This window comes from Gemmata sp. (assembly GCF_051859125.1).
Classification (GTDB): domain Bacteria; phylum Planctomycetota; class Planctomycetia; order Gemmatales; family Gemmataceae; genus Gemmata.
The window spans coordinates 43,354-64,691 of the sequence record NZ_JBHYGG010000212.1 but is presented as its reverse complement, the minus strand read 5'-3'; the positions used below and the strand labels follow the sequence as shown (position 1 = coordinate 64,691).

Genomic DNA, 21,338 nt, shown 5'->3' with positions numbered 1-21,338 from the left:
ATGAACTCGGGGGGCTCACGCCCCCCGCTCGCCGTTAAGCCGTCAGCTCTTCTTGAGCCCGTCGAGGAACCCTTCGAGTTGCCGGCTGCGGACCGGGTGCTGGAGCTTGCGGACGGCCTTCGCCTCGATCTGCCGGACCCGCTCGCGGGTCACCTTGAAGATGCGGCCGACCTCTTCGAGCGTGTACGTGTACCCGTCGCCCAGGCCGTACCGGAGCTTGATGATCTCCCGCTCGCGGTACGTGAGCGTCTTCAGCACGCCCTCGATCTTGTCCTTGAGCATCTCGTTCGTGGCCGCGTTCACCGGCGACTCGACCGAGTTGTCCTCGATGAAGTCCCCGAAGTACGAGTCCTCGCTCTCGCCCACGGGGCGGTCGAGGCTGATCGGCTGGCGGCTGATCTTCAGTACCCGCTTGCACTCCTCGTAGGTGATGCCCGCGGCCAGCGCCGTCTCCTCGATGGTCGGCTCGCGGCCCATCTCCTGGAGCAGCTTCTTCGAGACGTTCCGCAGCTTCGACATCGTCTCGATCATGTGGACCGGGATGCGGATCGTGCGGGCCTGGTCGGCGATGGCCCGGGTGATCGCCTGGCGGATCCACCACGTCGCGTAGGTGCTGAACTTGAACCCGCGGCGGTGCTCGTACTTGTCCACGGCCCGCATCAGGCCGGTGTTGCCCTCCTGGATCAGGTCGAGGAAGTTGAGCCCGCGGTTGCGGTACTTCTTGGCGATGCTGACGACGAGCCGCAGGTTGCCGCCGGAGAGCTCGCGCTTGGCCTGCTCGTACTCGGCGAACCGCCCCTTCATGATCCCGACCCGCTTGCGGAGGCTGGCGGGCTCCTCCAGCGTGATGAGCATCAGGTCCTGGAGTTCCTTTTCCAGGTTGGCCCGCTCCTCCTTCGCGGCCCGGTTCCCCTTGAGGGTCTCGACCTCGGCTTCGAGTTCGTCCATCCGCTGGCTGATCTGCTCCAGCTTCTTCATCAGCGGCTGGACCTTCTGCGTGCGGATCGAGAGCTCCTCGACCAGCGTGACGGTCTTGCGGCGGCGGAGCCGGAGCCGCTCGCGGAGATCGTCACGCTCCTTGACCGGGGTGCGGTCGTCGAGGAGCCGCTGGAAGTCCTCGACGTTGGACTCCATGAGGGGCTCGAGGGTCCGCAGGTTGTGCGGCATCCGGGCGAGGATCTTGTCCTTCTCGAGGTTCTCGGTCTGCGAGACCTTGATGGTGCGGTCGAACGGGAGGTCGCCGCTGTGGACCCGCTTGAGGGTCTCGGTGACCTGGCGGAGGGCGTAGTCGCACTCCAGCACCTTGCGGCGGAACCGGCGGCGGGTCAGCTCGATCTTCATGGCGAGCGACACCTCCTGCCGGCGGTCGAGCAGGGGGATCTCGCCCATCTGGGTGAGGTACATGCGGACCGGGTCGTCGATGTGCCGGCCGTCGCCGTCGGAGTCCTCGAACGCCGGCAGCTCGGCGGCGTCGGCGAGGATCTCGTCGGCCAGGCTGACGGCCGCGTCCTCGCCGTCGGCGTCGTCCTCGGCGTCCAGGAGCTGGATGCCGAGGGTCTCGATGTGCTCCTGGATCTCGGCGAGCCGGTCCGGCTCGGAGAGCTCCGGGAGGGCGGCGTTGACCTCCTCGAAGGTGAGGGAGCCGGCCTGTTTGCCCTTCTCAAGCAGGGCCTTAAGAACCTCGTCGTTCTTCCAGTCCATCTCACCCTCCCGCGGGGCCAGCCAGCCGGTCGGGCACGTCGTGCGCCCGGCGGTGGATCAAAAGCTCGGTGGTGCGAAACCCGTTGAGTCAGTTCGCGGTGCCGGTCGCCGGTCACCCCGCGGTCTTGTGCGCCTGCTGGAGCCGGCGGAGCAGTTCGATCTCCTGCTCCTCGGACCGTGCCCCCTGCAACTCGGCCTTGATCGCCTTGCTGGCGACCTCGGCCCTGATCCGCTTGAAGTCGGCGATCACGCCCTGGAGCTTCTTCTCTCGCTCCTCCAACTGCCGCCCGACCTCCGCCTGCGTGACGAGCGACTCGAACAGGTCCGGGCGGTCGGCGAGCCGCTCGCGGAGCACGTCGAGGTCCGGCACCTGCCCGGCCCTCCAGGCGTCGAACATCTCGGCCAGGATGCGGCGGATGCCGGTGTGCGCCACCTCGTCGGGCGTCACCCCGGCATCCGCCGCGACCGCGACCAGGCCGGGCTCGGCGATCAGCAGGCGGACCAGCGTCGCGGCCATGAAGTAGTGCGGGTCCGACTTCGGGGCCGCGCCGCCCTGAGAGCCGCCCCTGCGAGTCTGGGGCGGCTGGGCCGCCGCGGGCCCGGCCTTCTGGGCCTCCAACTTCTGCCTCTGCTCGTGCTCCCGGCGCAACTCGCCGAGCCGCGCCCAGACCGTTTCCTGCCGCAGCCCGAGCCGGTGCGCCAGCCGGGTCACGATCAGTTCCTGCTTCACCTGGGCGGCCTGGCTGGGCATGGCCGGCGCGGCCGCCATCACCCCGAGCACCTCGTCGACGACGCGGCGGGTGCCATCGACCGAGCCCGCCCCGTCCTTCTCCAAGAGCCGGTTCAGTTTAAAGTCGAGCGCATCGACCGCCGAGGCCAGTGTCTTCTTGAACACCTCGACGCCGCCGGGGGTGACGAGGAGGTCGCACGGGTCGAGCCCGTCGGGGAGCGTGGCGACCGCGAGTTCGACGTCCTGCGAGACGAAGATCTCGAGCGCCCGGTCGACGCCCGTGTACCCGCCCGCATCCGCATCGTATACAAGCACCACCTTCGGGACATAGCGCCGCAGTTGAGAAACGTGTCGGGCATTTAACGCGGTGCCCATCGTGGCGACCACCTGTGGGACGCCGCACTGGTGGGCCATCATCACGTCGGTGTACCCCTCGACGACCGCGAGGAACCCGGCGGCCGCGCCGGCGTGGCGGGCCAGGTCGAGGCCGTAGAGCACGTCGCTCTTCGAGAACAGCGGGGTCTCGGCCGAGTTGTAGTACTTCGGGGCGCGGGTCGCGTACGGGCTGTCGGGCATGATCCGCCCGCCGAACGCGATCGCCTGCGAGCGGACGTCGTGGATCGGGAACATGACCCGGTCGCGGAACCGGTCGTAGAACCCGCGGCTCTGGTCGCGGGCGGCGATCAGCCCGACCTCGACGAGCAACTCGTTGGGCACCCGGTCCGCGGCCGCGTGCTTGACGAGCCAGTCGCCGGTCAGGGAGGCGTAGCCCAGGCCGAAGTCGCGGACCGTCTTGCCGGACAGCTTGCGGCCGCCGAGGTACTTGCGGGCGGGCTCGCCCTCGGGCTGTTCGAGCAGCGCGTCCTGGTACAGCGCCTGCGCCCACCGCATCACCTCGCGGAGGTGCGAGCGGTGGTGGTCCTGGGGCGACTGCTGCTCGTCGAGCTTGATTCCGGCCCGCTGCGCGAGTATGGCCCGGGCCTCGGTGAACCCGACCTTCTCCATGTGCATGACGAAGTTGAACGAGTCGCCGTGCGCGCCGCAGGCCCAGCACTTGTACCGCTGCCGCTTGGGGTCGATGTCGAGCGACGGGCGGGAGTCGTTGTGGAAGGGGCACAGGGCCTTGAAGACGTTGCCGGCGGGGCGGACGGCGAGGTACGAGCCGACGACAGCGACGATGTCGCTGGCGGCCTTGATCTGCTTGGTCAGCTCCACCGGGTCGGACGGCACGGGGCACCTGCGTCGGATGAAATCACGGACCGCGCGGCACGGACGGCAAACAGGAAACGACCGGGTCGGGGTGTTTGCTGCCGTGGCCTGGCGGGTGGATTTCCCGGGGTTCGAGGTTCCGCGGTCGGTCGGCCTTAGCGGTCGGTGGTCGGGTTCCCGGAGCCCCGTGCTTGGTGGAGCGTGGCGGACCGGCGCTACGAGGGCCGACGCCGCCGCGAGGGGCGGGTCGGCGGCCGGGTGATCGCCATGTGTGGGGTGGGGGGACCTCGAGCGTGCCGCGGCTCTCTCCAGAGCCTAAAGGTCGGTGCATCAATCCGTTGATGCATTGCGAATTATAGCCGGCTCCCGGGAACCGTCAACCCGGACTCCCGCGGGCCGGCGCACCGCCGCATGTCGATTACTTACTCCATTTTCCGACCCCCGCCCGGACCCGGCGGCGGAATCTTTGCCGCGGCCCGCGCCCGGCGCGATGCCCCTTGCGCCGCGGCTACGACCGGCACAACTCCTGCAACGTGAACACGGGCGGGAGCCCGTTCCGTCGCGGGGCCGCGTCTCCCGCCCGTGAAAATCGCAAAGTGAGCGCCTTGACGATCTGGGTTTGAATCCGTACCCGACCTGCGGCATACTGAGTGTGGTGGGGCGTCCCACCGGTGCAACGTGGATGGAGGATCACGATCATGCGAGACCTGCCCGACGGGCATCCGCTGGGGCGGATGTTCTCGGGGTTGGCGGAACACGCGTTCTTCTCCCACCTCGGCGTGGCCGACCCGCCCCTGACCGACTACCTCTCCGGCCTGCTCACCCGCTTTCTGCACTTCGACGCGGTCTACCGACTCCGCAACGGGGCCGGCCGGCCCATCACGGAACTGACCGAAATGGTCCTGGAGGCCGAGCAACTCCCGCCCGGCGGCAAGACCCGCCTGGAGTACTACCGGCACATCGGCGACTTCGCCCTGTTCTGGACCGGCCTGTACCCCGAGGTCGTCGACCGGCAGCGGTCGCGGGCCTGCAAGGACGCGATGGTGAACTACACCGTCCAGGGGAAGCGCGGCTACCTCATCACCAGCAAGATGGAACAGGCCGAGCGGCACGACGCCGAGGCGAGCCTGTTCCGCCGGCTGAGCGACCAGTTCGAGTTGTGCGCCGTGGGGCTGCGAAAGGTCCGCGAGGAGTGGGAGCTGAACGCCGACCCGCCGCCCGGCGGGGAACTGATCCGGTGACCCGTGCGGTGGTGGGGGGCCGGCCCCCACCACCGCACCAAGAGAAGAACTCGGGGGCTGACGCCCCCGCTCGCCGGGTCCGGTCTTACGCCTTCACCAGAACGGCCCCCTGGCCGTTCATCAGCGTGATGCTGGTCACCACCGCCCCGAGCGTGCCGTCGGCGTTCACCGCACGGTAGCTGCCCCCGAGTTGGTGCGTGGTCGCCGTGTTCGCGGCCGTCGTCCCCTCCGGCTTCCCGGTGGCGTACGACAGCGGCTTGTACAGCACCAGGGCGTTCGTGTACTCCCGGGCCAGCACCCGGTACGAGAGGGCCGCGTTCGCCGGGTCGGCTCCCGTGGCGAGCACCTTCATCGCGCCGGCCGGCGCGCCCACGTCCACCTTCACCGCGTCGGTCCAGTGCTCGGTCCACGTCGAGGCCGGGTTGTGCCCGCCGTTGAAGTTGATGAACGTCCGCTGCGGGTCGGCGAGCAGGTAGTAGTACGCGAGCGCCCCGAGTTGGGTCCGCGGGTCGGTCGGGCTCCCGCCGCCCGGGTGGGTGTCGATCACCAGGTACGTCGCGCCGGACGCGAGCCGGCCGGCGACCAGGGTCGCGAGGTCGGAGACCTCGGCCCAGTTCGCCTGCATGGGCCGGATCGCGAACTCCTCGTAGGCCCCGACCGAGCCGCCCGCGGTGTAGTTCCCGTCCACGGCCCCGCCGCCGGCCGTGTTGGCCATCACCCACCGCGGGGCGACCGCCCGGCTCACGGCCCGCATCAGCGCCCCCGAGTCGAGCCCGTAGGTGGCGGTCGACTCCAGGACCGACACGCCGGGGAACGCCACCTTCCCGGTCGCGTTGTCCATGAAGATGCCGTCGGCCAGCGGGTTGGCGGCGAGGGTGCGGACGTGGTAGTCGGCGGCCCAACTGCGGGTGGCCGCGGCCGACGGGTTCGTGGCGAACCGCATCTGCCCGTAGTACGGGTAGAACAGCCGCGACTCGTACTCGAACCGGGCGTCCATGCCGGGCTTGCGGTTGGCGTACTCGGCGTTGCTCAGGTACCCGTCGCCGTTCGCGTCGGCGGCCCGGTCGTACGCGGGGATGGTGCCGGCCTCGGTCCCGTTGGCCCCCACGTAGTCGCGGCCGAGGACCGTCTTGAGCACCGGGGCCTGGGCGGCCGTCCCGGCCGTCGCCCGCACGCGGACGTAGTAGAGCGCCGCGCTGCCGCCGACCGAGGCCGCGACCCAGTCGGCCGGCGGCTCGAACGTGACCGCCCCGGCCTGCTTCATGCCGCCCGTGCCGTCGCTCAGCAGCGTCAGCGCCTTCCACGCCGTCGGCTTCCCGCTCGCGTCGACCGCGGTGGGGTACTCCAGCACCCCCGACCACCCCGCGGCGGCCGCCCTCGTGAAGGCGAAGTTCATCTCGCGGAACTTCTCGGGGTACCCGATGGCGGTCGTGGCACCGGCCGCACCGAACGCGGCCGCCGTGCCGGTGCCCCCGCGGGCCGGGTTCGTGTGGTTGGTCGCGGTCGCGCCGCCCGCGGGCGTCTGGTACACGCCCCAGAACCAGGTGACCGGCTGCGACGACGGGCTGTTGCCGGTGAACGGCGTGGCCCTCGTGACGTGGTAGAACGCCTGTTCCCGCGACACCCCGTGCGCGTCGGCGTACGCGAGCCAGTCCGTCAGCAGGCTGCCGTACAGGTTCGACACGTTGCTGTACATCAGTTGCGGAGTGTTCGGCGAGGTCGCGTCGATCGTCGAGAAGTACCGCGGGTTGGGGACCACCAGGTCCACGGAGTTCCGGAGCAGCCCCTGCTCGAACGCTCCCATCGGGTTGCCGCTGTACGCGAGCTGCGCCACGCGGACCCACGAGTAGTGCTGCGGGATCGTGGGGACCGGGAGCGGGGTCGCGTTGGCGTTCGAGGTGGTGAAGGCGTAGGTGCCGACGCCCAGGTTCCCGGCGGCGTCGAACGCCCGGACCGTGAGGGTGTAGCTGCCGTTGGAGAGCGTGGCGGTGTCGACCGTCCACGTCGCGGTGCCGGCGGCCGAGACGGCCCGGAGGACGCCGTTGAGCCAGAACTCGACGCGGATCGGGGAGCCGGTGACCGTGGCCCGGAACGCGACCTCGCCGGTCAGTTGCGGCCCGCCCGCGGTCGGCGCGACGGTCACCTGCGGGCCGGCCGCGGCGCTGGCCGGCTTCGCCTCGAAGTCGTCGAACGCCACCTCGCCGGAGTACTTCGGTGCCCGCGCGACCCCCGCGTACCCGCCGCCGGTGATGGCCGCGTCCCGGACCTCCAGCGCGACGTCGGGCGCGTCGGACCACGCCCCCGCCGGGGTGAGCCACTGGCCCGTGTCGGCCCGGACCACGGTCGCCCGCAGGCGGTCCCCTTCGGCGACCAACCGGACCCGGACCCACGCCGCACTCAGGTAGGCCGACGACTTGAGGGCCGCCAGCGGGGTCTCGACCCCGTTGACGACGCGGACGACGGTGACCTCCACGCCGCGGGTGACCCGGGCGAGGTAGAACGTCGGCGTCGCCGTGTCCACGTTCGACCCGCGGACGAACACGCCGGCCGGGACGATGCCGCTGGCGTACACGGCGATCGAGGCGTCGGCGTCAGCGGGCATCGGCGTCGCGGCCCAGACCCGCGACGCGGTCGAGGAGCCGCCGGTCGAGACGAGGCCGGTCGCGCCGCTCAGGGCGACGGCCATGGTCGTGCCGAACGCGCCGGGGTTCCCGCCGGTCCACCCCTGCCACCCGGTGGGGAGCGCGCCGCCGGCCGCGGCGTCGAACGACTCCTTCACGCCGAGTGGTACCTGGGGGGGGGGCGGGGCCGGGGTCCCGGGGGTTACGGTGAACGAGTCGAGCCGCGCCGGGCCGGAGTACGAGGCGGCCCGGCCGACGCCGGCGTGCCCGGTCTCCGGGGCGAGGGTCGTCGCCGCGGCGATGGCGCCGGCCGGGGCCGCCTGCCACCGCCCGTTGGCACCCAGGTACTGCCCCGTGTCGGACCGCGTGACCTGCACGGTCACGTTGTTCCCGACCGGCACCAGTGACACCCGGACCCACCGGTTCGAGAGGTAGTCGGACCCCGGGCTGGTGACCGATCCGAGGACGCGGACGGAGCCGTTGGTCACCTCCCAGAGCTGGACGTTCAGCCCGCGGGTGACCACCGCGGCGAGGTAACTGGGGGTCGCGGTCCCGAGGTTCGACCCGCGGGTGAAGACGAACGACTGGACGAGGGAGTCGGCCCAGACGGTGACGGCGGCCGCGTCGTCCCGGCCGACCGCGTCGCCGGACCAGGCGCGGGACGCGGCGGCGCTGGCCCCCCGCAGGACGAGGGCGGTCGAGCCCCCGACCCCGTCGCCGGCGGCGGTGACCACCGAATCGGTGCCGTTGTTGGTCCAGCGGGTCCACCCGGACGGGAGGGCGGGGGCGGCGGTCGTGTCGAACGTTTCGGTAACGGGTGACGTGGAGGGCACTTCGCGGGCTTCGAGACACTCAATGCGCAGACAGGTCCGCGTGCGGTCCTTCATGGGGCGTCCTTGCGACGGAGTAGAGCGACAGAAGGTGTGGACAGAGAAATGGTCGGCGGGCGGGCGGCGACTTGAGGACGAAATGCGTTCCGGGAATCGGCGGGCGAATGACACCCCGGTGTCACCACACCGAGGACGGGTGCGACGGGCGCAACGCGACTCTCTTCCCACGGCACGTCGCAGGGGCCGGCACGGTCCCGGGGAGTTTTCCGGCGGGGGGCTCTGACCGGCCCCTCGCCTCCTCACCCACTCGACGCACCGCTCGGCGGTGCGATGCGCCTTCGGCCGCTCCGCGGCCCCGCCTCTGCACACAAGGGGCGCGAGGAGGTCCCGTCCCTTGCGCGTCGGTGGGGCCGGGGAGCGGCCGCAGCGGCGTCACCCCGCGGAGCGGGTGCGACGGGCGGAGAGCGATGCACCGAGCGTGCCCCCGGCCGCCCGCAGCGGCTCACCGTCCCGGTTCCAGAGCCTCGCCGTGCGGCCCGACCCGCACGACCCGCACGGTCGGGTAGTGCGGCCCGCCCTCGACCGGGTACCCGGCGACGAGGACCACCAGGTCGCCGGGGGTGACCACGCCGGCCCGGAACGAGTCGCGGACCGCGGCCGCCAGGCGGTCCCCGCCGAACGCCGTCGGCGACATCCGCACCCCCACGATCCCCCACACGAGCGCCAGCGCCCGCAGGGCCGCGTCGGTCGGCGCGACCGCCACCACCCGGGCGTTCGGCCGGTGCCGCACGATCAGCCGGGCCGTCCGCCCCGACAGGGTCGGGCTGATGATCGCCCGCGCCCCGATCTCGCGGGCCAACTGGCACACGCACAGGGTCAGCGGGTCGTCGATCCCGGCCCCCGGGCGGAAGTACCCGGCCCCGTGCCCGACGCCGGTCGCGTGCGCGTGGGCCTCGGCCTCGACCGCGATCCGGGCCATGCACGCGACCGCCTCCACCGGGTACTCGCCCACGGCCGTCTCGCCCGAGAGCATGACCGCATCGGTCCCGTCGAAGATCGCGTTGGCGACGTCGCTGGCCTCGGCCCGGGTCGGCCGCGGGTTGGTCCGCATCGAGTCGAGCATGTCGGTCGCGGTGACGACCGGCTTGCCGGCGGCGCGGGCCTCGGCGATCAGCGCCTTCTGGACCGTCGGCACCCGCTCCAGCGGCATCTCGACCCCGAGGTCGCCCCGGGCCACCATGATCGCGTCGAACGCCGCGACGATCTCCCGCGCCCGGGCCACGGCCTCGGGCCGCTCGATCTTCGCCAGCACCGGCACGCTCAGCCCGGCGGCGGCGCACGCGGCCCGCACGTCGGCGGCCGCCTCCGGCCCGCGGACGAACGACAGCGCGACCCAGTCGACCCCGGCCCGGGCCGCGACGGTGATCGCCTCCAGGTCGCGGGGCGTGAGCGTGGCGATGGTCAGCGGCGTGTCCGGCAGGTTCAGCCCCTTGTTCGGCTTCAGGAACCCGCCGACCACCACCGTGGCCCGCAGTTGCGTCGCCGTGGCCGCGGCGGCTTCGAGCTGGAGCCGGCCGTCGTCGAGGAGCATCCGCTGCCCGACCCGCACGTCGCACAGCACCTCCGGTTCGGTCAGGACCAGGTCGTCGGCGTGGTGCGGGTCGTTCGACAGGGAGAAGCAGACCGTGTCGCCGGGCCTCAGTTCGCGGGGCGCGTGGAGCCGCACCCGGAGCTTCGGGCCGGGGAGGTCGGCCATGACGCCGGCGAACTTCCCGACCCGGGCCGACGCCTCGCGGAACCGGGCCACGCTGGCGACGTGCTCCTCGGCGGTGCCGTGCGAGAAGTTGACGCGGGCGACGTCCACCCCGGCCCGCAGGACGGCGTCGAGTCGCTCGGGGGTGGCCGTCGCCGGCCCGAGGGTGGCTACGATCTTGGTCTGCCGGGGCATGTGCGCGGCCTCGCGGGGGTCGGTGGGCATGATGGGACGGCGGCTCCGTGCGGGGAGAGGTGGAACGGTCGGGAGAAGAGCACGGCTCGGTCCGCACTAGACTACCGGGAACCGTGCCGGGGTGCGAGGAGTTATGCGACACCGGGGTCCGATTCCGCTCGCGGCGCTGGCCGCGTGGGCCGCGGCAACAACCGCGTGCCTCGCGCTCGCGCTCGCCGACCCGGCCCGCGACCTGCGGCACCCGGCCGTGACGTGCAGTGCCGCGGTCACTGTGGGGTGGATGCTCCTCGCATGGGCCGCCGTGGCGTGCCGCGCCGCCCGCCCCGCCCGCGGGCTGTGGACGCTCGGCCTCGGGGCGCTCGCCGTTCACCTCGCGCTGGCGCTCTGGCTCGCCCACGGGTGGTCGCACGCCGCCGCCGTCGAGCACGTCCGCGAGGTCGGGGGCAGCGGAGCGGGGATTGCCGTGAACTACCTGTTCGCGCTCGTGTGGGCGGCCGACGTGGTCTGGTGGTGGGCCGCCCCCGCGGGCCACGCGCGCCGCCCGCGGTGGGTCGGTGTGCTGGTTCACGGGTTCCTCGCGTTCGTGGTGGTGAACGCGACCGTGGTGTTCGGCCCGCCCGGCGGGTCGCGTACGCCTTGGGCCTGGGCCTCGTCGCCGCTCTCGTCTGGCGGCGCTCGCCGCGGTCGCCGGGGAGCACGCGGTGACCACGGATGGGCGCGGCGTGCCCACCCGCCGGCCGCTCGGGGCTCGCACCCCGTCGCACGCCCTACGTTTCCTGGCGAACGTGCGAAGGGCACGGGAGTTGCGATGCCGTGGCTACGCAAGCCACCCGCAGGAGGTTCACCCGTCATGCCCCGCCCGACACGCTCCGCGTTCACGCTGATCGAACTCCTCGTGGTGATCGCCATCATCGCGATCCTGATCGGCCTGCTCCTCCCGGCGGTGCAGAAGGTCCGCGAGGCGGCCGCACGCGCCCAGTGCGCGAACCACCTCAAGCAGATCTGTCTGGCCACCCACAACTACGAGAGCGCGAACGGGAAGTTCCCCAACTCCAAGCGCATCGAGGCGAACCAGACCCTTCAGGAAGGCGCGAAGGGGTGGGCGCTCGAGATCTTCCCGTACATGGAACAGGGGGCCATCAACAACAACTACGACCGTGCGGCGAACTGGTGGGAACTCGGCGACCCCGTCGCCGAGACCGGGGTCGTGATGACCCACATCAAGATGCTCCAGTGCCCGTCGAGCCCGATCCAGAACCGGTTCCAGGACAAGAACGACGCCGCACCCCGGAAGAAGGGCGCGACGACCGACTACTTCCCGCCGGAAGGGCTCGGGGCGACGTTCGACGGGTTGCTCGGGTCGGACCCGGCGCTCGGGGTGAAGCCCGGCGTCCTCCAGCAGGCGCTCCTCTCCAACCCCGGCGCGCCGCTCGCGAGCCGGATCAGCCTCGACACCCGCACCACCATTCTGATGGTGACGGACGGCACGTCGAACACCATCGTGTACGGCGAGTGCGCCGGGCGCGAGGACATCTGGCGGGGCCGCCTCAGAACGGCGGCGCTCGCCAACAAGTCCGACCCGAACTGCGCTCGCGCCCAGGGCGGGGCGTGGGGGTCCAACGACGGCCCGTTCGCCCTCGGCAAGCCGACCCTCTGGTGCAACACCGGGAACGCCGCCACATCCGCGAACGTCGCCTTCCCCGGGCCGTACAAGATCAACGGCTCGAACGAGTCGGGCGGGCTGTACTACAGCTTCCACACGGGCGGGGCGAACTTCGCGTTCGCCGACGGCTCGATCCGCTTCCTGAGCGAGAGCACCCGGCTGTGGACGCTCGGGGCCATCACCACCCGGGCCGGCGGCGAGTCGGCGGAGCTGAACTGATCCGCCGCCCGTGCGGGCGGCACGCCCCGCCGGGCACACGGCGCCACCCGCACGGGCCGCACAGACGCACCCGATTACCCATCCCGGGTGCGTTTCCCCACTTGTGCGCACTGCCGCACGGTTTACAATTACGGGTATATTCGCGAGAGTAGCCCTTCTCGCACCCATCAACCTCCTGCGGGGTTGCCGACATGGCCGCGACTCACCTGACGCTCGAAGAAGCCGCATCGCTCCTCGGCATTTCCCCGGAAGACTTCAAGAAGCGCCTCAAGACCGACCCGCTGTTCAAGACCCTCGACCGGGGCAAGATCCGCGACGGCACGTCGTTCCGGTTCAAGGACACCGCGGTCCAGGAACTGGCCCGCGAACTCGGGGCCGGCAGCGACCCGGGCAAGAACATGCCGGTCGTCTCGTCCGGCCCGGCGACCCCGGCCCGCGGGACGCCGAAGGTCAAGCCCGAGGAGCCGCTCAAGCTCTCCAACGACGACGACGACATCTTCTCCCTGTCCAACGACGACTCCAAGTCCGGGTCGTCCGGGCCGAAGACCAGCAAGTTCCGCCGCAGCGACCTCCCGCCCGCCGAGGAGATCGCGATCGACTTCAGCGGCCCGGCCAGTGGGGTCGTGAAGCCCGGCGGCAGCTCGACCAAGCTGTCCGCCCCGCGGTCCTCGACCAAGCTGACGTCGTCCGAGAAGAGCGGCAAGAACCTCGGGGGCGGCAAGCCCCCCAGGGCCGGCGGCGGCGACGACAGCGAGTTCGAGCTGAGCCTCGACGGCGGCGACGACTTCGAGCTGAAACTCGGCGGCGACGGCGACGACGACGCGCTCGACCTGGGCGAGATGCCCAAGGACACCCCCGGCGGCAGCCGCGTGGGCCGCGGCGGCGAGAGCGGCATCCTGTCCCGCAAGCCGAACGACACGGGCCGGTCGCTGGAGGGCCGCAAGGACCCCAAGAGCGGGGCCAAGAGCGGGGCCAAGGGGCCGAAGAGCGGGTCGCTCCCCCCGCTGCCCAACGCCGGGGGCGGCGACCAGGACGTGGACTTCGAACTCACCCTCGACGCCGGGGCCAACGTCTCGTCCACCCGCCTGGGCGGGTCGTCCAAGAGCAAGAAGAAGCTGGTCACCGACTCGGACAGCGAGTTCGAGTTGACCCTCGACGAGCCGGGCTCGGGGAGCCTGGAGCACGCGGCCCTGGGCGACAGCTCGGCCGAGGTCAGCAAGGGCGACATCTTCGAGACCGACTTCGAGATCCCCCCGATGGACCCGTCCGGGTCCGAGGTCGTGTCCGACACGACCGACATCGAGGAGATCCTCGAAGAGGGCGGCGAGGACGGCGAGGCCGAGTCGAGCGAGGTCGTGCTCCTCGAGGACGACGAGGAGGCGCCCCGGCCGAAGGGCCGGTCGTCGGCCGCCCGGCTTCTCGACGACGGCGACGTGGACCTGGCCGACGTGGACGTGGACCTCGAGGTGGAAGAGGAGTCCGCGGCCGGCGCGCTGCGGGGCGTCAAGGACACCGGGGCCGACGACGACGAGGAAGAGGAGCTGGCGGTCGCCGGCGCGGCGGCGGGCGTGTACCGCCCCGTGCCGTGGGGCATCTGGCCGCTGCTGTTCCTGCTCCCGGCGTTCACCCTCACGGTCGTCGGCGGGCTGATGGGGTTCGAGTTGCTCCAGACGATGTGGGGCTACCAGCAGCCGCGGAAGCCGAACGCCCCGATCGTCCGCTCGCTGGCCCAGCAGTTCGACATGGAGATCCGCGACCAGTGACGGGGATCGTGGTCGCGGGGGGCGGGGGGGCGGGGGACCCCCCCCCCCCCGGGTGCGGCGCCCTCACAACCCCCCACGGCCCGTAGGGGCGGCGGGCTGGCCCCGCTTTTCGCATTGGTTAGCCGCCCCCGGTGCGGGGTCGGGTGGGGGGGGCGGGGGGGGCCCCTGAGTCCCCCGCTCGCCGCGTTTCCGGCTCCTTCACACACCCTTCGTGCCGGTGGGCTGGACGGCCCGTCCCTCTGCGATACGATATAGTATTGGCCCGCTCACCGCTGAACCCTTTGTCCGTTCGGCGTGTCTAAATTGGCACCGCCGCCCTTCCGTTGAGGGCGGTGGTGCCGTTCCCGTTCTCACCTCGGAAGGAGCCGGTCACAACCCCGGCCGAAGACGATGCTCGACAAAGTACGCAACATCGGGATCATGGCGCACGTCGATGCGGGTAAGACCACCACGACGGAGCGGATCCTGTACTACAGCGGCACCAAGCACAAGGTCGGCGACGTCGACGACGGGGACACCACGACCGACTTCGACCCGCTGGAGCGGCAGAAGGGGATCACGATCAACTCGGCGGCCGTGTCCATCGACTGGGCCGACCGGGCCGGCGACCCCATCGCCATCAACATCATCGACACCCCCGGGCACGTGGACTTCACGGCCGAAGTCGAGCGGTCCCTGCGCGTCCTCGACGGCGCGGTCGGCGTGTTCTGCGCCAAGGGCGGCGTCGAGGTGCAGTCCGGCACGGTGTGGCGGCAGGCCAACAAGTACAAGGTGCCCCGCATCGCCTACGTGAACAAGCTCGACCGCATGGGCGCGGACTTCTGGGGCTGCGTCGAGCAGATGAAGACCAAGCTCGGGGCCAACCCGGTCGTGGTGACGATCCCGGCCGGCCAGGACTCGGCCCTCGAGGGCGTCATCGACCTGATCGAGATGAAGCTGATCACCCGCGACCTGACCGACAAGACGAACCGCAAGTTCTTCACGACCGACGTGCCGGAGAAGTACCTCGCGGAGGCCCAGAAGCGGCGCGAGCAGATGCTCGACGGCGTCTCGGCCGCGTCCGACGAGATCACGGAACTGATCCTCGAGGGCAAGGACGTGCCCCACAACCTGATCCGGCAGGCGCTCCGCACGGGGACGCTCGGGAACATCTTCACCCCGGTGCACTGCGGCAGCAGCAAGCACTTCCACGGCGTCCAGCAACTGCTCGACCTCGTGGTGGACTGCATGCCGAGCCCGCTGGACCGGCCGCCGGTCGACGGGCTGCACCCGAAGACGAAGGAGGCCCTCCTGCGGAAGCCGGACGCGGCCGAGCCGATGAGCGCGCTGGCGTTCAAGACGGTCGCCGAGGTCAACGGCGACCTCGTGTACATCCGCGTCTACTCGGGCGAAATGAAGCCCGGCGAGACGTACACGAACACGACCAACGGCAAGAAGGAACGCATCGCGCGGTTCTACCGCATGATGGGCGACAAGCGGATCTCGCTGGAGAAGGCCGGCCCCGGCGACATCGTCGCGGCGATGGGCCTTTCGGACACGTACACGGGCAACACCCTGTCCGACCCCGACCGGCCGGTCGCGCTCGAGGCGATCCAGTTCCCGAAGCCGGTCGTCGCCCAGGCGCTCTCGTTCAGCAAGACGCTGGACAGCGGCAAGGTCGGCGAGGCGCTCAACCGCCTCGTCCGGGACGACCCCACGCTGAAGACGCACACCGACGACGAGACCAAGGACACCATCCTCTCCGGGATGGGCGAGTTGCACCTGGAGATCAGCGTCGAGAAGCTCAAGCGCGCCGTCGGCGTGTCGCAGGACGACGTGAAGTCGATCGTGTTGGGCAAGCCGCGGGTCGCGTACCGCCAGTGCCTCGCCCGGGAGGTCGATTTCGAGTACAAGTTCTCGAAGCAGACCGGCGGGCGCGGCAAGTTCGCCGTGATCTCGGTCAAGTACAAGCCGCTGACTCCGGAGGAAATCCAGGAGAAGGTGAAGGAGATCGAGGAGCTGGGCGACCCGAAGGTGAAGCCGGACCCGAACAACGTCTACTTCGTGAACGGCATCACCCAGGGGTCGATCTCGAAGGAGTACATTCCGAGCGTGGAGGAAGGGCTCCGGGAGGAAGCGAAGAAGGGGTACAAGTACCCGTTCCCGTTCGTGGACCTGGAGTTCCTGTTGCACTTCGGGAAGATGCACGACGTGGACTCGTCGCAAGACGCGTTCTACCTGTGTGCCCGGGAGGCGTTCCGGGAGGCCCAGGAACGCGGCGGGATCGAACTCCGCGAGCCGGTCATGAAGATCGTGGTGATCTCGCCGAAGGAGTACCAGGGCCAGATCTCCGGGAACATCAGCAGCAAGCGCGGGGTGATCGAGGAGACGAGCGAGGAGAAGGGCGTCGCGATGGTGACGGCGAAGGTGCCGCTGGCGAACCTGTTCGGGTACACCAACGACCTCCGCAGCGCGACGAAGGGGCAGGCGAGCTTCTCGATGGACTTCAGCCACTACGAGCGCGTGCCCGTCGAACTCGCCGACCTGCCGAAGCCCGACGCGAAGAAGTGACCGCCCACGCGGGACCGCGACAACCCACGAACCGGGAGCTTACGGGCTCCCGGTTTTTTCGTTACAGTTCGGGTGCCCGACGGTCCGCGGAGGTGTCGATGAGGGGACCCGTGCCCGCGAAGAACGCCTATCACGACGCGGTTGTCGATGCCGTGAGGGCTGACGGGTGGACGATCACCCACGATCCGCTCACGTTCAAGGTCGGGGAGCGCGACCTGCACGTCGATCTCGGGGCCGAGCGGTTGCCCCTCGCCGCGGAACGGGACGGGGAGCGGATCGCGGTCGAAGTGCAGAGCTTCTCCGGCCCGTCCCCGTTGCCGACCTCCAGCACGCGATGGGACAGTTCACCATGTACCGCCTCATCCTCGCCGACCAGCAGCCCGACCGGGTTCTCTTCCTGGCGATCACGGAGGCCGTGTATGATGGCATCCTGTCCGAGGAACTGGGCACGAAGATGCTGAAGGGCGCGGGCATCCGCACCCTCATTTTCAACCCCCTCACGCGGCGGGTCACGCGATGGATAAAGTAGCCCTTTACCGGGACATCATCCGGAAGGAGTTGCAGGGGTACGCCGACTGGCTGGCCCGGCCGGACCGTCAGGTCCGGTACGAGGTGGTGTTCGACCCGGCGCTCGACCACTTCGAACTCGTCTACAGCGGGTGGGACGGGCACCGCCGCGTTCACGGGGTACCGTTCCACCTCGACATCATCGACGGCAAGGTGTGGATCCAGTACGACGGCACGGACCGGCCGATCGCCGAAGAGTTGGTGCGGGCCGGCATCCCCAAGGACGACATCGTTCTGGCCGAGAGGCCCGCGGACCTGCGCCCGTTCACGGGCTACGGCGTCGGGTAAAGGAGCTGTTGCGCATGACGTTTTCCGACCGCCTCGCCGAAGCCGTTCGCCGCAAGGGGCCGCTGTGCGTCGGCATCGACCCGCGGTGGGAGTCGCTGCCCGCCGCGTACCGCACCGGCGGCCACCTCGACGACGTCCCCGAAATGGCCGATCTGGAGCACCCGCTCCGGGCCGCGGCGATCACCGGGAGCTTCGTCACCCGCGTGCTCGAACTCGTCGAGCCGTACTGCGGGGTGGTGAAGCCGCAGGCGGCGTTCTTCGAGCTGCTCGGCCCGGCGGGGACGGCCGCGCTCCAGGGGGCGCTCGCCGACGCGCGGGAACTCGGCCTCGTCACCATCCTCGACGCGAAGCGCGGCGACATCGCCAGCACCGCGACCGCCTACGCCGACGCCGCGTTCGCCGGGTGCAAGATCGACGGCCACACGCACCCCGTCTGGGACGCGGACTCGCTGACGATCAACCCGTACCTCGGCCGCGACGCCGTCGAGCCGTTCCTGACCGCGGCGCGCGCCGCCGACCGCGGCACGTTCGTGCTGGTGCGGACGAGTAACCCCGGTGCCGGGCTCTTCCAGGACCTGGTGTGCGACGGGAAGCCGCTGTACCGGCACGTCGCGGCCGCGGTCGCCGAGTGGAATGCCCCAACGATTGGGGAGTGCGGCCTGGGCGACGTCGGGGCCGTGGTCGGCGCGACGCACCCGCGGGAACTGGTCGAACTGCGGGCCGCGATGCCGGACGTGTGGCTGCTCGTGCCGGGCTACGGCGCGCAGGGCGGGACCGCCGCCGACGTACGCGCCGCGTACCGGGCCGACGGGCTCGGGGCGGTGGTCAACAGCTCGCGGGGCGTCACGTTCCCGTTCCACCCCGACGACCCCGACTGGGAGGCGAAGGTGGTCGCCGCGGCACAGAAGGCGCAGGCCGAGTTGCGGGGGTGACCGCGGCTCCGCTCACTTCGCGGTCGGCCCGGCCTTCCACCCGTCCACCGTGAACTCGCCCCGTGCGCCGCACTCGAACTTGAGCGGCGCTTCGAGCCCGGCCGGCTTGTCGGTCTTCTTGTTCTCGAACTTGTCGGCGTCGGCCACGTTGGTCAGGGCGTTGTTCTCGACGACCGCCCCGTAGCTCTCCTTCGCCCGCAGCAGGGGCCGCGGGGTGCCGACGCACTCGATCACGTTGTCCCGGATGGTGATGGTCTTGAAGTCGCACTTCGGGTTGAACCCGAACAGCCCCTCCTTGCGGGGCGTCGCGGTGGTGCGAGCGACGACATGGTTGTTGCGGACCACCAGGTTGTCGAACACCTCGTTGACCCAGATCACGCCGCGGCCGGGGTTGCTCACGAGGTTGTTGTGGAAGCTCGCCGGCCCCTTCGCGGCGGCGCTGCCGAACCCGGAGACCAGGTTCCCGTGGTCCTTCGCCGGGTCGAAGTCGAACAGGTTGTGGTCGATCTCGACCCCGTTGCGGACGAACTCGATCGCGTAGCTGTCCTTGAACCAGTTGTGGTGGAGGTGGAACGTGCGGCCGCTCTTGGGCACCGGCCCGCCGGCGTGCTTGGGGATCGAGACGGTGCCGGTGCAGACGTTGTGGTCGATCTCCACGTCCTCGTCGTTCTCGAACGGGAACTCGATCGAGAAGTTCACCTCGATCGTGTTGTGGTGGACCCGGCACCGCTTCCCCTGGCGGACCTTCACGCCGTAGAACTCGTGCTCCTTCGCCTGGCGGGTGCGGGTGAACGTGTTGTCGTGGATCTCGCTGTCGGCCATCCAGATGGCGAAGATCGCGCCGCCGGTGATGCCGCCCTTCACGCCCGGCGCGCCGCGCTCCCACCGGCCGCCCGCGTCGACGAACTCGCAGTCGTGGATCTTCGCGCCCTTCATCCCGAACGTCCGCACGCCGGTCCACTGCGTCTCCTTGATGCGGAGGTGGTGCAGGTGCAGGTCCTTGTTCTCCCACCCGAAGATCGCGCCGTGGAGTTGCGGGCCGCGGAGCGTCAGGTCGGAGATCGTGACGCCGGCCGCCTTGTCCTTCAGCCGGATGAGGTAGGCGTTCGTGTCCATCCCCTTCGTCGTCATCTCCGGGTCCGGGAGCGTCTTGGTCGGCGGCTTCCACCCTGCGGCGTGGGTGATGATCGTCTTGTCGATACCCGCCCCCTTGAGCGTCATGCCGGTCTTCGGCTCCAGCGGCGCGTCCAGCTCGAACGTGCCGGCGGCGACCTCGATGGTCGCGCCCTCGGCACCGTCGCGGACCGCGGCGACGAGGGCGGCGGCGGTGGCGACCGGTTCGGCGGCCGCGGCGGTCGTCGGGAGCGCGAGAAGGGCAATCAGCAGGGCGGGGCACCGGACCGGGGTCATGTGCGTTCCTCGATGGGAGGGAGGGGGCGGGTGTGAACGAGCGCCGCCCGCCCGGGGAGAGTCGGGCGGGCGGTGCGGTGCGGGCGGGGCGTGGTCACTTCTTGGTCTTGGCCTTCCCCTTCGGCGGGTCTTCCTTTGGCGGGTTCTTATCGTGGCCGAGGATGATCGCGTACTTCACCCGCAGGTCGTCCTCCTTGACCTTGTCGATCGGGATCTTGTGGTCGCGGATGAGGATGACCTGGACGATCGCGCCGGGGACGAGGTCGGCGGGCGTGGCCGCGTACCACGGCGCGCCGGCCGGGGAGCGGGCCTCGTTGAGCTCGGCCTGGTTCAGGTTCACCCGCACGCCCTTCTCGTCGGTCTTGATCGGGGCGTGCTTGTTGCGGACGAGCGACTCGGGCACGAACTCCAGGTCGTAGTCGTGGTGCTCTTCCTTGGTCACGAACCGCGGCCGGTTCATGTTGTTCGCGTAGGGGTTGCGGTAGTTCCGGTTGTTGTTCTTGCCGCTCAGGTTCGGGCGGCGGTTCCGGTTCCGGTTGTTGTTGTTACCGCCCTGGTTCTTCTGCTGCTCGGTCTCGAACCACGTGATGCGCAGGACGAGCCGGTTGCCGTCGGCCTTCACGATCTCGCCCACGGCTTCCGCAACGTAAGAATACTTCGACCAGTCGGTCGGCTTCTGGTCCCCAACGTCTGTCGGCGACGCGGGTTTCGTCTCGTCGGCGGCGCTGAGCACCGGCAGCAGCGCCAGCGCGTACCCCAGGGCCACGGTGGCCACGATCTTCGGAACCTTCGGCGACATTGGCAGCCCTCCCGCAAGCCGGCACAGCTACCAATTGGAACACGACCGGGCCTCAAAAGTTCCGCAAAGCGCGATTCCGGTCCGTTCACTTCGGGCTCACGTCGAAGTCGGTGGGCTTCAGCTCCATCGTGGCCCCGGCAATCGCGATCAGCTCGCCGAACCGCCCCTCGGCCCCGCCGCGGACGCCGTTCTCGTGCCAGTACACGATGCGGAACTGACCGGCCGGCGCGTTCTTGATCTCGAAGTTGCCGTCGGCGTCGGTGACCGCGAAGTACGGGTGGTCGAACACGCGCACGTACCCGGTCATCCACGGGTGGATCGTACACTTGTACTGGATCGAGCCGCTCTCCGTCGCGAGTGCGTTCGCCATCGTCCAGTTCTGCCCGGCCGGGATGTTCACGTTGAAGTCGCCGTTCTTTGCGCTGGTCCAGAAGAAGTTGTGCGCGACCGGCGACGGGTTCTTCACGACCAGCGTGTCGCCCACTCGCGCAACGGTCACACGGGTGACGAACATGCAGCACGGCTGGTCGATCGCGACCTCTTGCGGCTTCCGCTTCGCGTCGTCGGGGTGGATCTCGGCCGGCTTGAACTCCTTGTCCTTCGGGTCGAGCGGGCGGAGGAACACGACCACGTTCCGCACGCCGCGGTTCTTCGGGTTCACGATCACCGACTCGTCGAGGATCGCGCCCTTCCCGAGACAGTGCGCCTTGTCCTGGTTGACGTTCAGTTCCGCCCGCTTCGGGATGTCTTTCCCCTCGGGGAATACCACGCGGCCCTTGATGGTCGTCCACGCGGGTTTCGGGTCGTCCCCGCGGGCGAAGGTGGTCACCAGCGCGCAGCACAGCACGCACGACAGCAGTCGCATGG

At 70.3% G+C, this 21,338-nt stretch carries 13 protein-coding genes and 1 pseudogene; 7 read left to right on the top strand and 7 right to left on the bottom strand.

What is annotated here, in order from left to right; all coding sequences use genetic code 11:
- Positions 1-42 precede the first annotated feature (42 nt).
- Positions 43-1,701 carry an RNA polymerase sigma factor RpoD gene (gene rpoD / locus ACTIGN_RS17795; RefSeq protein WP_439626219.1) on the bottom strand — a complete coding sequence of 553 codons (1,659 nt, stop codon included), beginning with the start codon at positions 1,699-1,701 and terminating at the stop codon, positions 43-45.
- A 112-nt stretch (positions 1,702-1,813) separates the two neighbouring features.
- Complete coding sequence (gene dnaG / locus ACTIGN_RS17790) at positions 1,814-3,661, bottom strand: DNA primase (protein ID WP_439626217.1); 1,848 nt, start codon at positions 3,659-3,661, stop codon at positions 1,814-1,816.
- A gap of 677 nt (positions 3,662-4,338) precedes the next feature.
- Here dnaG and ACTIGN_RS17785 point away from each other — a divergent pair.
- Complete coding sequence (locus ACTIGN_RS17785; protein WP_439626215.1) at positions 4,339-4,881, top strand: hypothetical protein; 543 nt, start codon at positions 4,339-4,341, stop codon at positions 4,879-4,881.
- Between the two features lie 85 nt (positions 4,882-4,966).
- On the opposite strand, the gene ACTIGN_RS17780 is transcribed toward ACTIGN_RS17785, so the two are convergent.
- Both ACTIGN_RS17780 and pyk read right to left on the bottom strand, forming a co-directional pair.
- Positions 4,967-8,335 (bottom strand): Ig-like domain-containing protein, encoded by a 3,369-nt coding sequence (locus ACTIGN_RS17780; RefSeq protein WP_439626213.1) that lies wholly within the window; start codon positions 8,333-8,335, stop codon positions 4,967-4,969.
- A gap of 499 nt (positions 8,336-8,834) precedes the next feature.
- Positions 8,835-10,310 (bottom strand): pyruvate kinase, encoded by a 1,476-nt coding sequence (gene pyk, locus ACTIGN_RS17775; RefSeq protein WP_439626211.1) that lies wholly within the window; start codon positions 10,308-10,310, stop codon positions 8,835-8,837.
- Positions 10,311-10,413: 103 nt separating this feature from the next.
- On the opposite strand from pyk, the gene ACTIGN_RS17770 reads away from it, so the two are divergent.
- From ACTIGN_RS17770 to pyrF, 6 genes and pseudogenes are all read left to right on the top strand, one after another.
- A complete protein-coding gene (locus ACTIGN_RS17770) occupies positions 10,414-12,162 on the top strand; it encodes a DUF1559 domain-containing protein (protein WP_439626209.1) in 1,749 nt (582 codons plus the stop codon).
- A gap of 191 nt (positions 12,163-12,353) precedes the next feature.
- Positions 12,354-13,925, top strand: a complete 1,572-nt coding sequence (locus ACTIGN_RS17765; RefSeq protein ID WP_439626207.1) for a hypothetical protein — start codon at positions 12,354-12,356, stop codon at positions 13,923-13,925.
- A gap of 390 nt (positions 13,926-14,315) precedes the next feature.
- Entirely contained in the window at positions 14,316-16,475 is a 2,160-nt protein-coding gene (fusA, locus tag ACTIGN_RS17760; RefSeq protein ID WP_439626205.1) for an elongation factor G, read from the top strand.
- A 98-nt stretch (positions 16,476-16,573) separates the two neighbouring features.
- Positions 16,574-17,004 (top strand): annotated as a pseudogene (locus ACTIGN_RS17755) (element excision factor XisH family protein).
- The gene (locus tag ACTIGN_RS17750) at positions 16,992-17,330 is read left to right on the top strand and encodes a XisI protein (RefSeq protein ID WP_439626203.1); all 339 of its coding nucleotides are present in this window, start codon (positions 16,992-16,994) and stop codon (positions 17,328-17,330) included. The pseudogene ACTIGN_RS17755 and the gene ACTIGN_RS17750 overlap by 13 nt, the downstream one beginning before the upstream one ends.
- A gap of 14 nt (positions 17,331-17,344) precedes the next feature.
- Complete coding sequence (gene pyrF / locus ACTIGN_RS17745; protein ID WP_439626201.1) at positions 17,345-18,262, top strand: orotidine-5'-phosphate decarboxylase; 918 nt, start codon at positions 17,345-17,347, stop codon at positions 18,260-18,262.
- Between the two features lie 12 nt (positions 18,263-18,274).
- Here the strand turns inward: pyrF and ACTIGN_RS17740 are convergent, their stop codons facing one another.
- From ACTIGN_RS17740 to ACTIGN_RS17730, 3 genes are all read right to left on the bottom strand, one after another.
- Positions 18,275-19,672 (bottom strand): right-handed parallel beta-helix repeat-containing protein, encoded by a 1,398-nt coding sequence (locus ACTIGN_RS17740; protein ID WP_439626199.1) that lies wholly within the window; start codon positions 19,670-19,672, stop codon positions 18,275-18,277.
- A 94-nt stretch (positions 19,673-19,766) separates the two neighbouring features.
- On the bottom strand, positions 19,767-20,471 hold the full coding sequence (locus ACTIGN_RS17735; RefSeq protein ID WP_439626197.1) for a hypothetical protein: 705 nt from the start codon (positions 20,469-20,471) through the stop codon (positions 19,767-19,769).
- Between the two features lie 85 nt (positions 20,472-20,556).
- The gene (locus ACTIGN_RS17730; RefSeq protein WP_439626196.1) at positions 20,557-21,336 is read right to left on the bottom strand and encodes a hypothetical protein; all 780 of its coding nucleotides are present in this window, start codon (positions 21,334-21,336) and stop codon (positions 20,557-20,559) included.
- Between the last annotated feature and the right edge of the window lie 2 nt (positions 21,337-21,338).

What these genes read in the sequence shown, in the direction of transcription:
- ACTIGN_RS17750 (WP_439626203.1), top strand. Translation starts at nt 16,992, where the DNA reads ATGGATAAAGTAGCCCTTTACCGGGACATCATCCGGAAGGAGTTGCAG.
- ACTIGN_RS17730 (WP_439626196.1), bottom strand. Translation starts at nt 21,336, where the DNA reads ATGCGACTGCTGTCGTGCGTGCTGTGCTGCGCGCTGGTGACCACCTTC.
- pyk (WP_439626211.1), bottom strand. Translation starts at nt 10,310, where the DNA reads ATGCCCACCGACCCCCGCGAGGCCGCGCACATGCCCCGGCAGACCAAG.
- ACTIGN_RS17735 (WP_439626197.1), bottom strand. Translation starts at nt 20,471, where the DNA reads ATGTCGCCGAAGGTTCCGAAGATCGTGGCCACCGTGGCCCTGGGGTAC.
- ACTIGN_RS17785 (WP_439626215.1), top strand. Translation starts at nt 4,339, where the DNA reads ATGCGAGACCTGCCCGACGGGCATCCGCTGGGGCGGATGTTCTCGGGG.
- rpoD (WP_439626219.1), bottom strand. Translation starts at nt 1,701, where the DNA reads ATGGACTGGAAGAACGACGAGGTTCTTAAGGCCCTGCTTGAGAAGGGC.
- ACTIGN_RS17765 (WP_439626207.1), top strand. Translation starts at nt 12,354, where the DNA reads ATGGCCGCGACTCACCTGACGCTCGAAGAAGCCGCATCGCTCCTCGGC.
- fusA (WP_439626205.1), top strand. Translation starts at nt 14,316, where the DNA reads ATGCTCGACAAAGTACGCAACATCGGGATCATGGCGCACGTCGATGCG.
- ACTIGN_RS17770 (WP_439626209.1), top strand. Translation starts at nt 10,414, where the DNA reads ATGCGACACCGGGGTCCGATTCCGCTCGCGGCGCTGGCCGCGTGGGCC.
- ACTIGN_RS17740 (WP_439626199.1), bottom strand. Translation starts at nt 19,672, where the DNA reads ATGACCCCGGTCCGGTGCCCCGCCCTGCTGATTGCCCTTCTCGCGCTC.
- pyrF (WP_439626201.1), top strand. Translation starts at nt 17,345, where the DNA reads ATGACGTTTTCCGACCGCCTCGCCGAAGCCGTTCGCCGCAAGGGGCCG.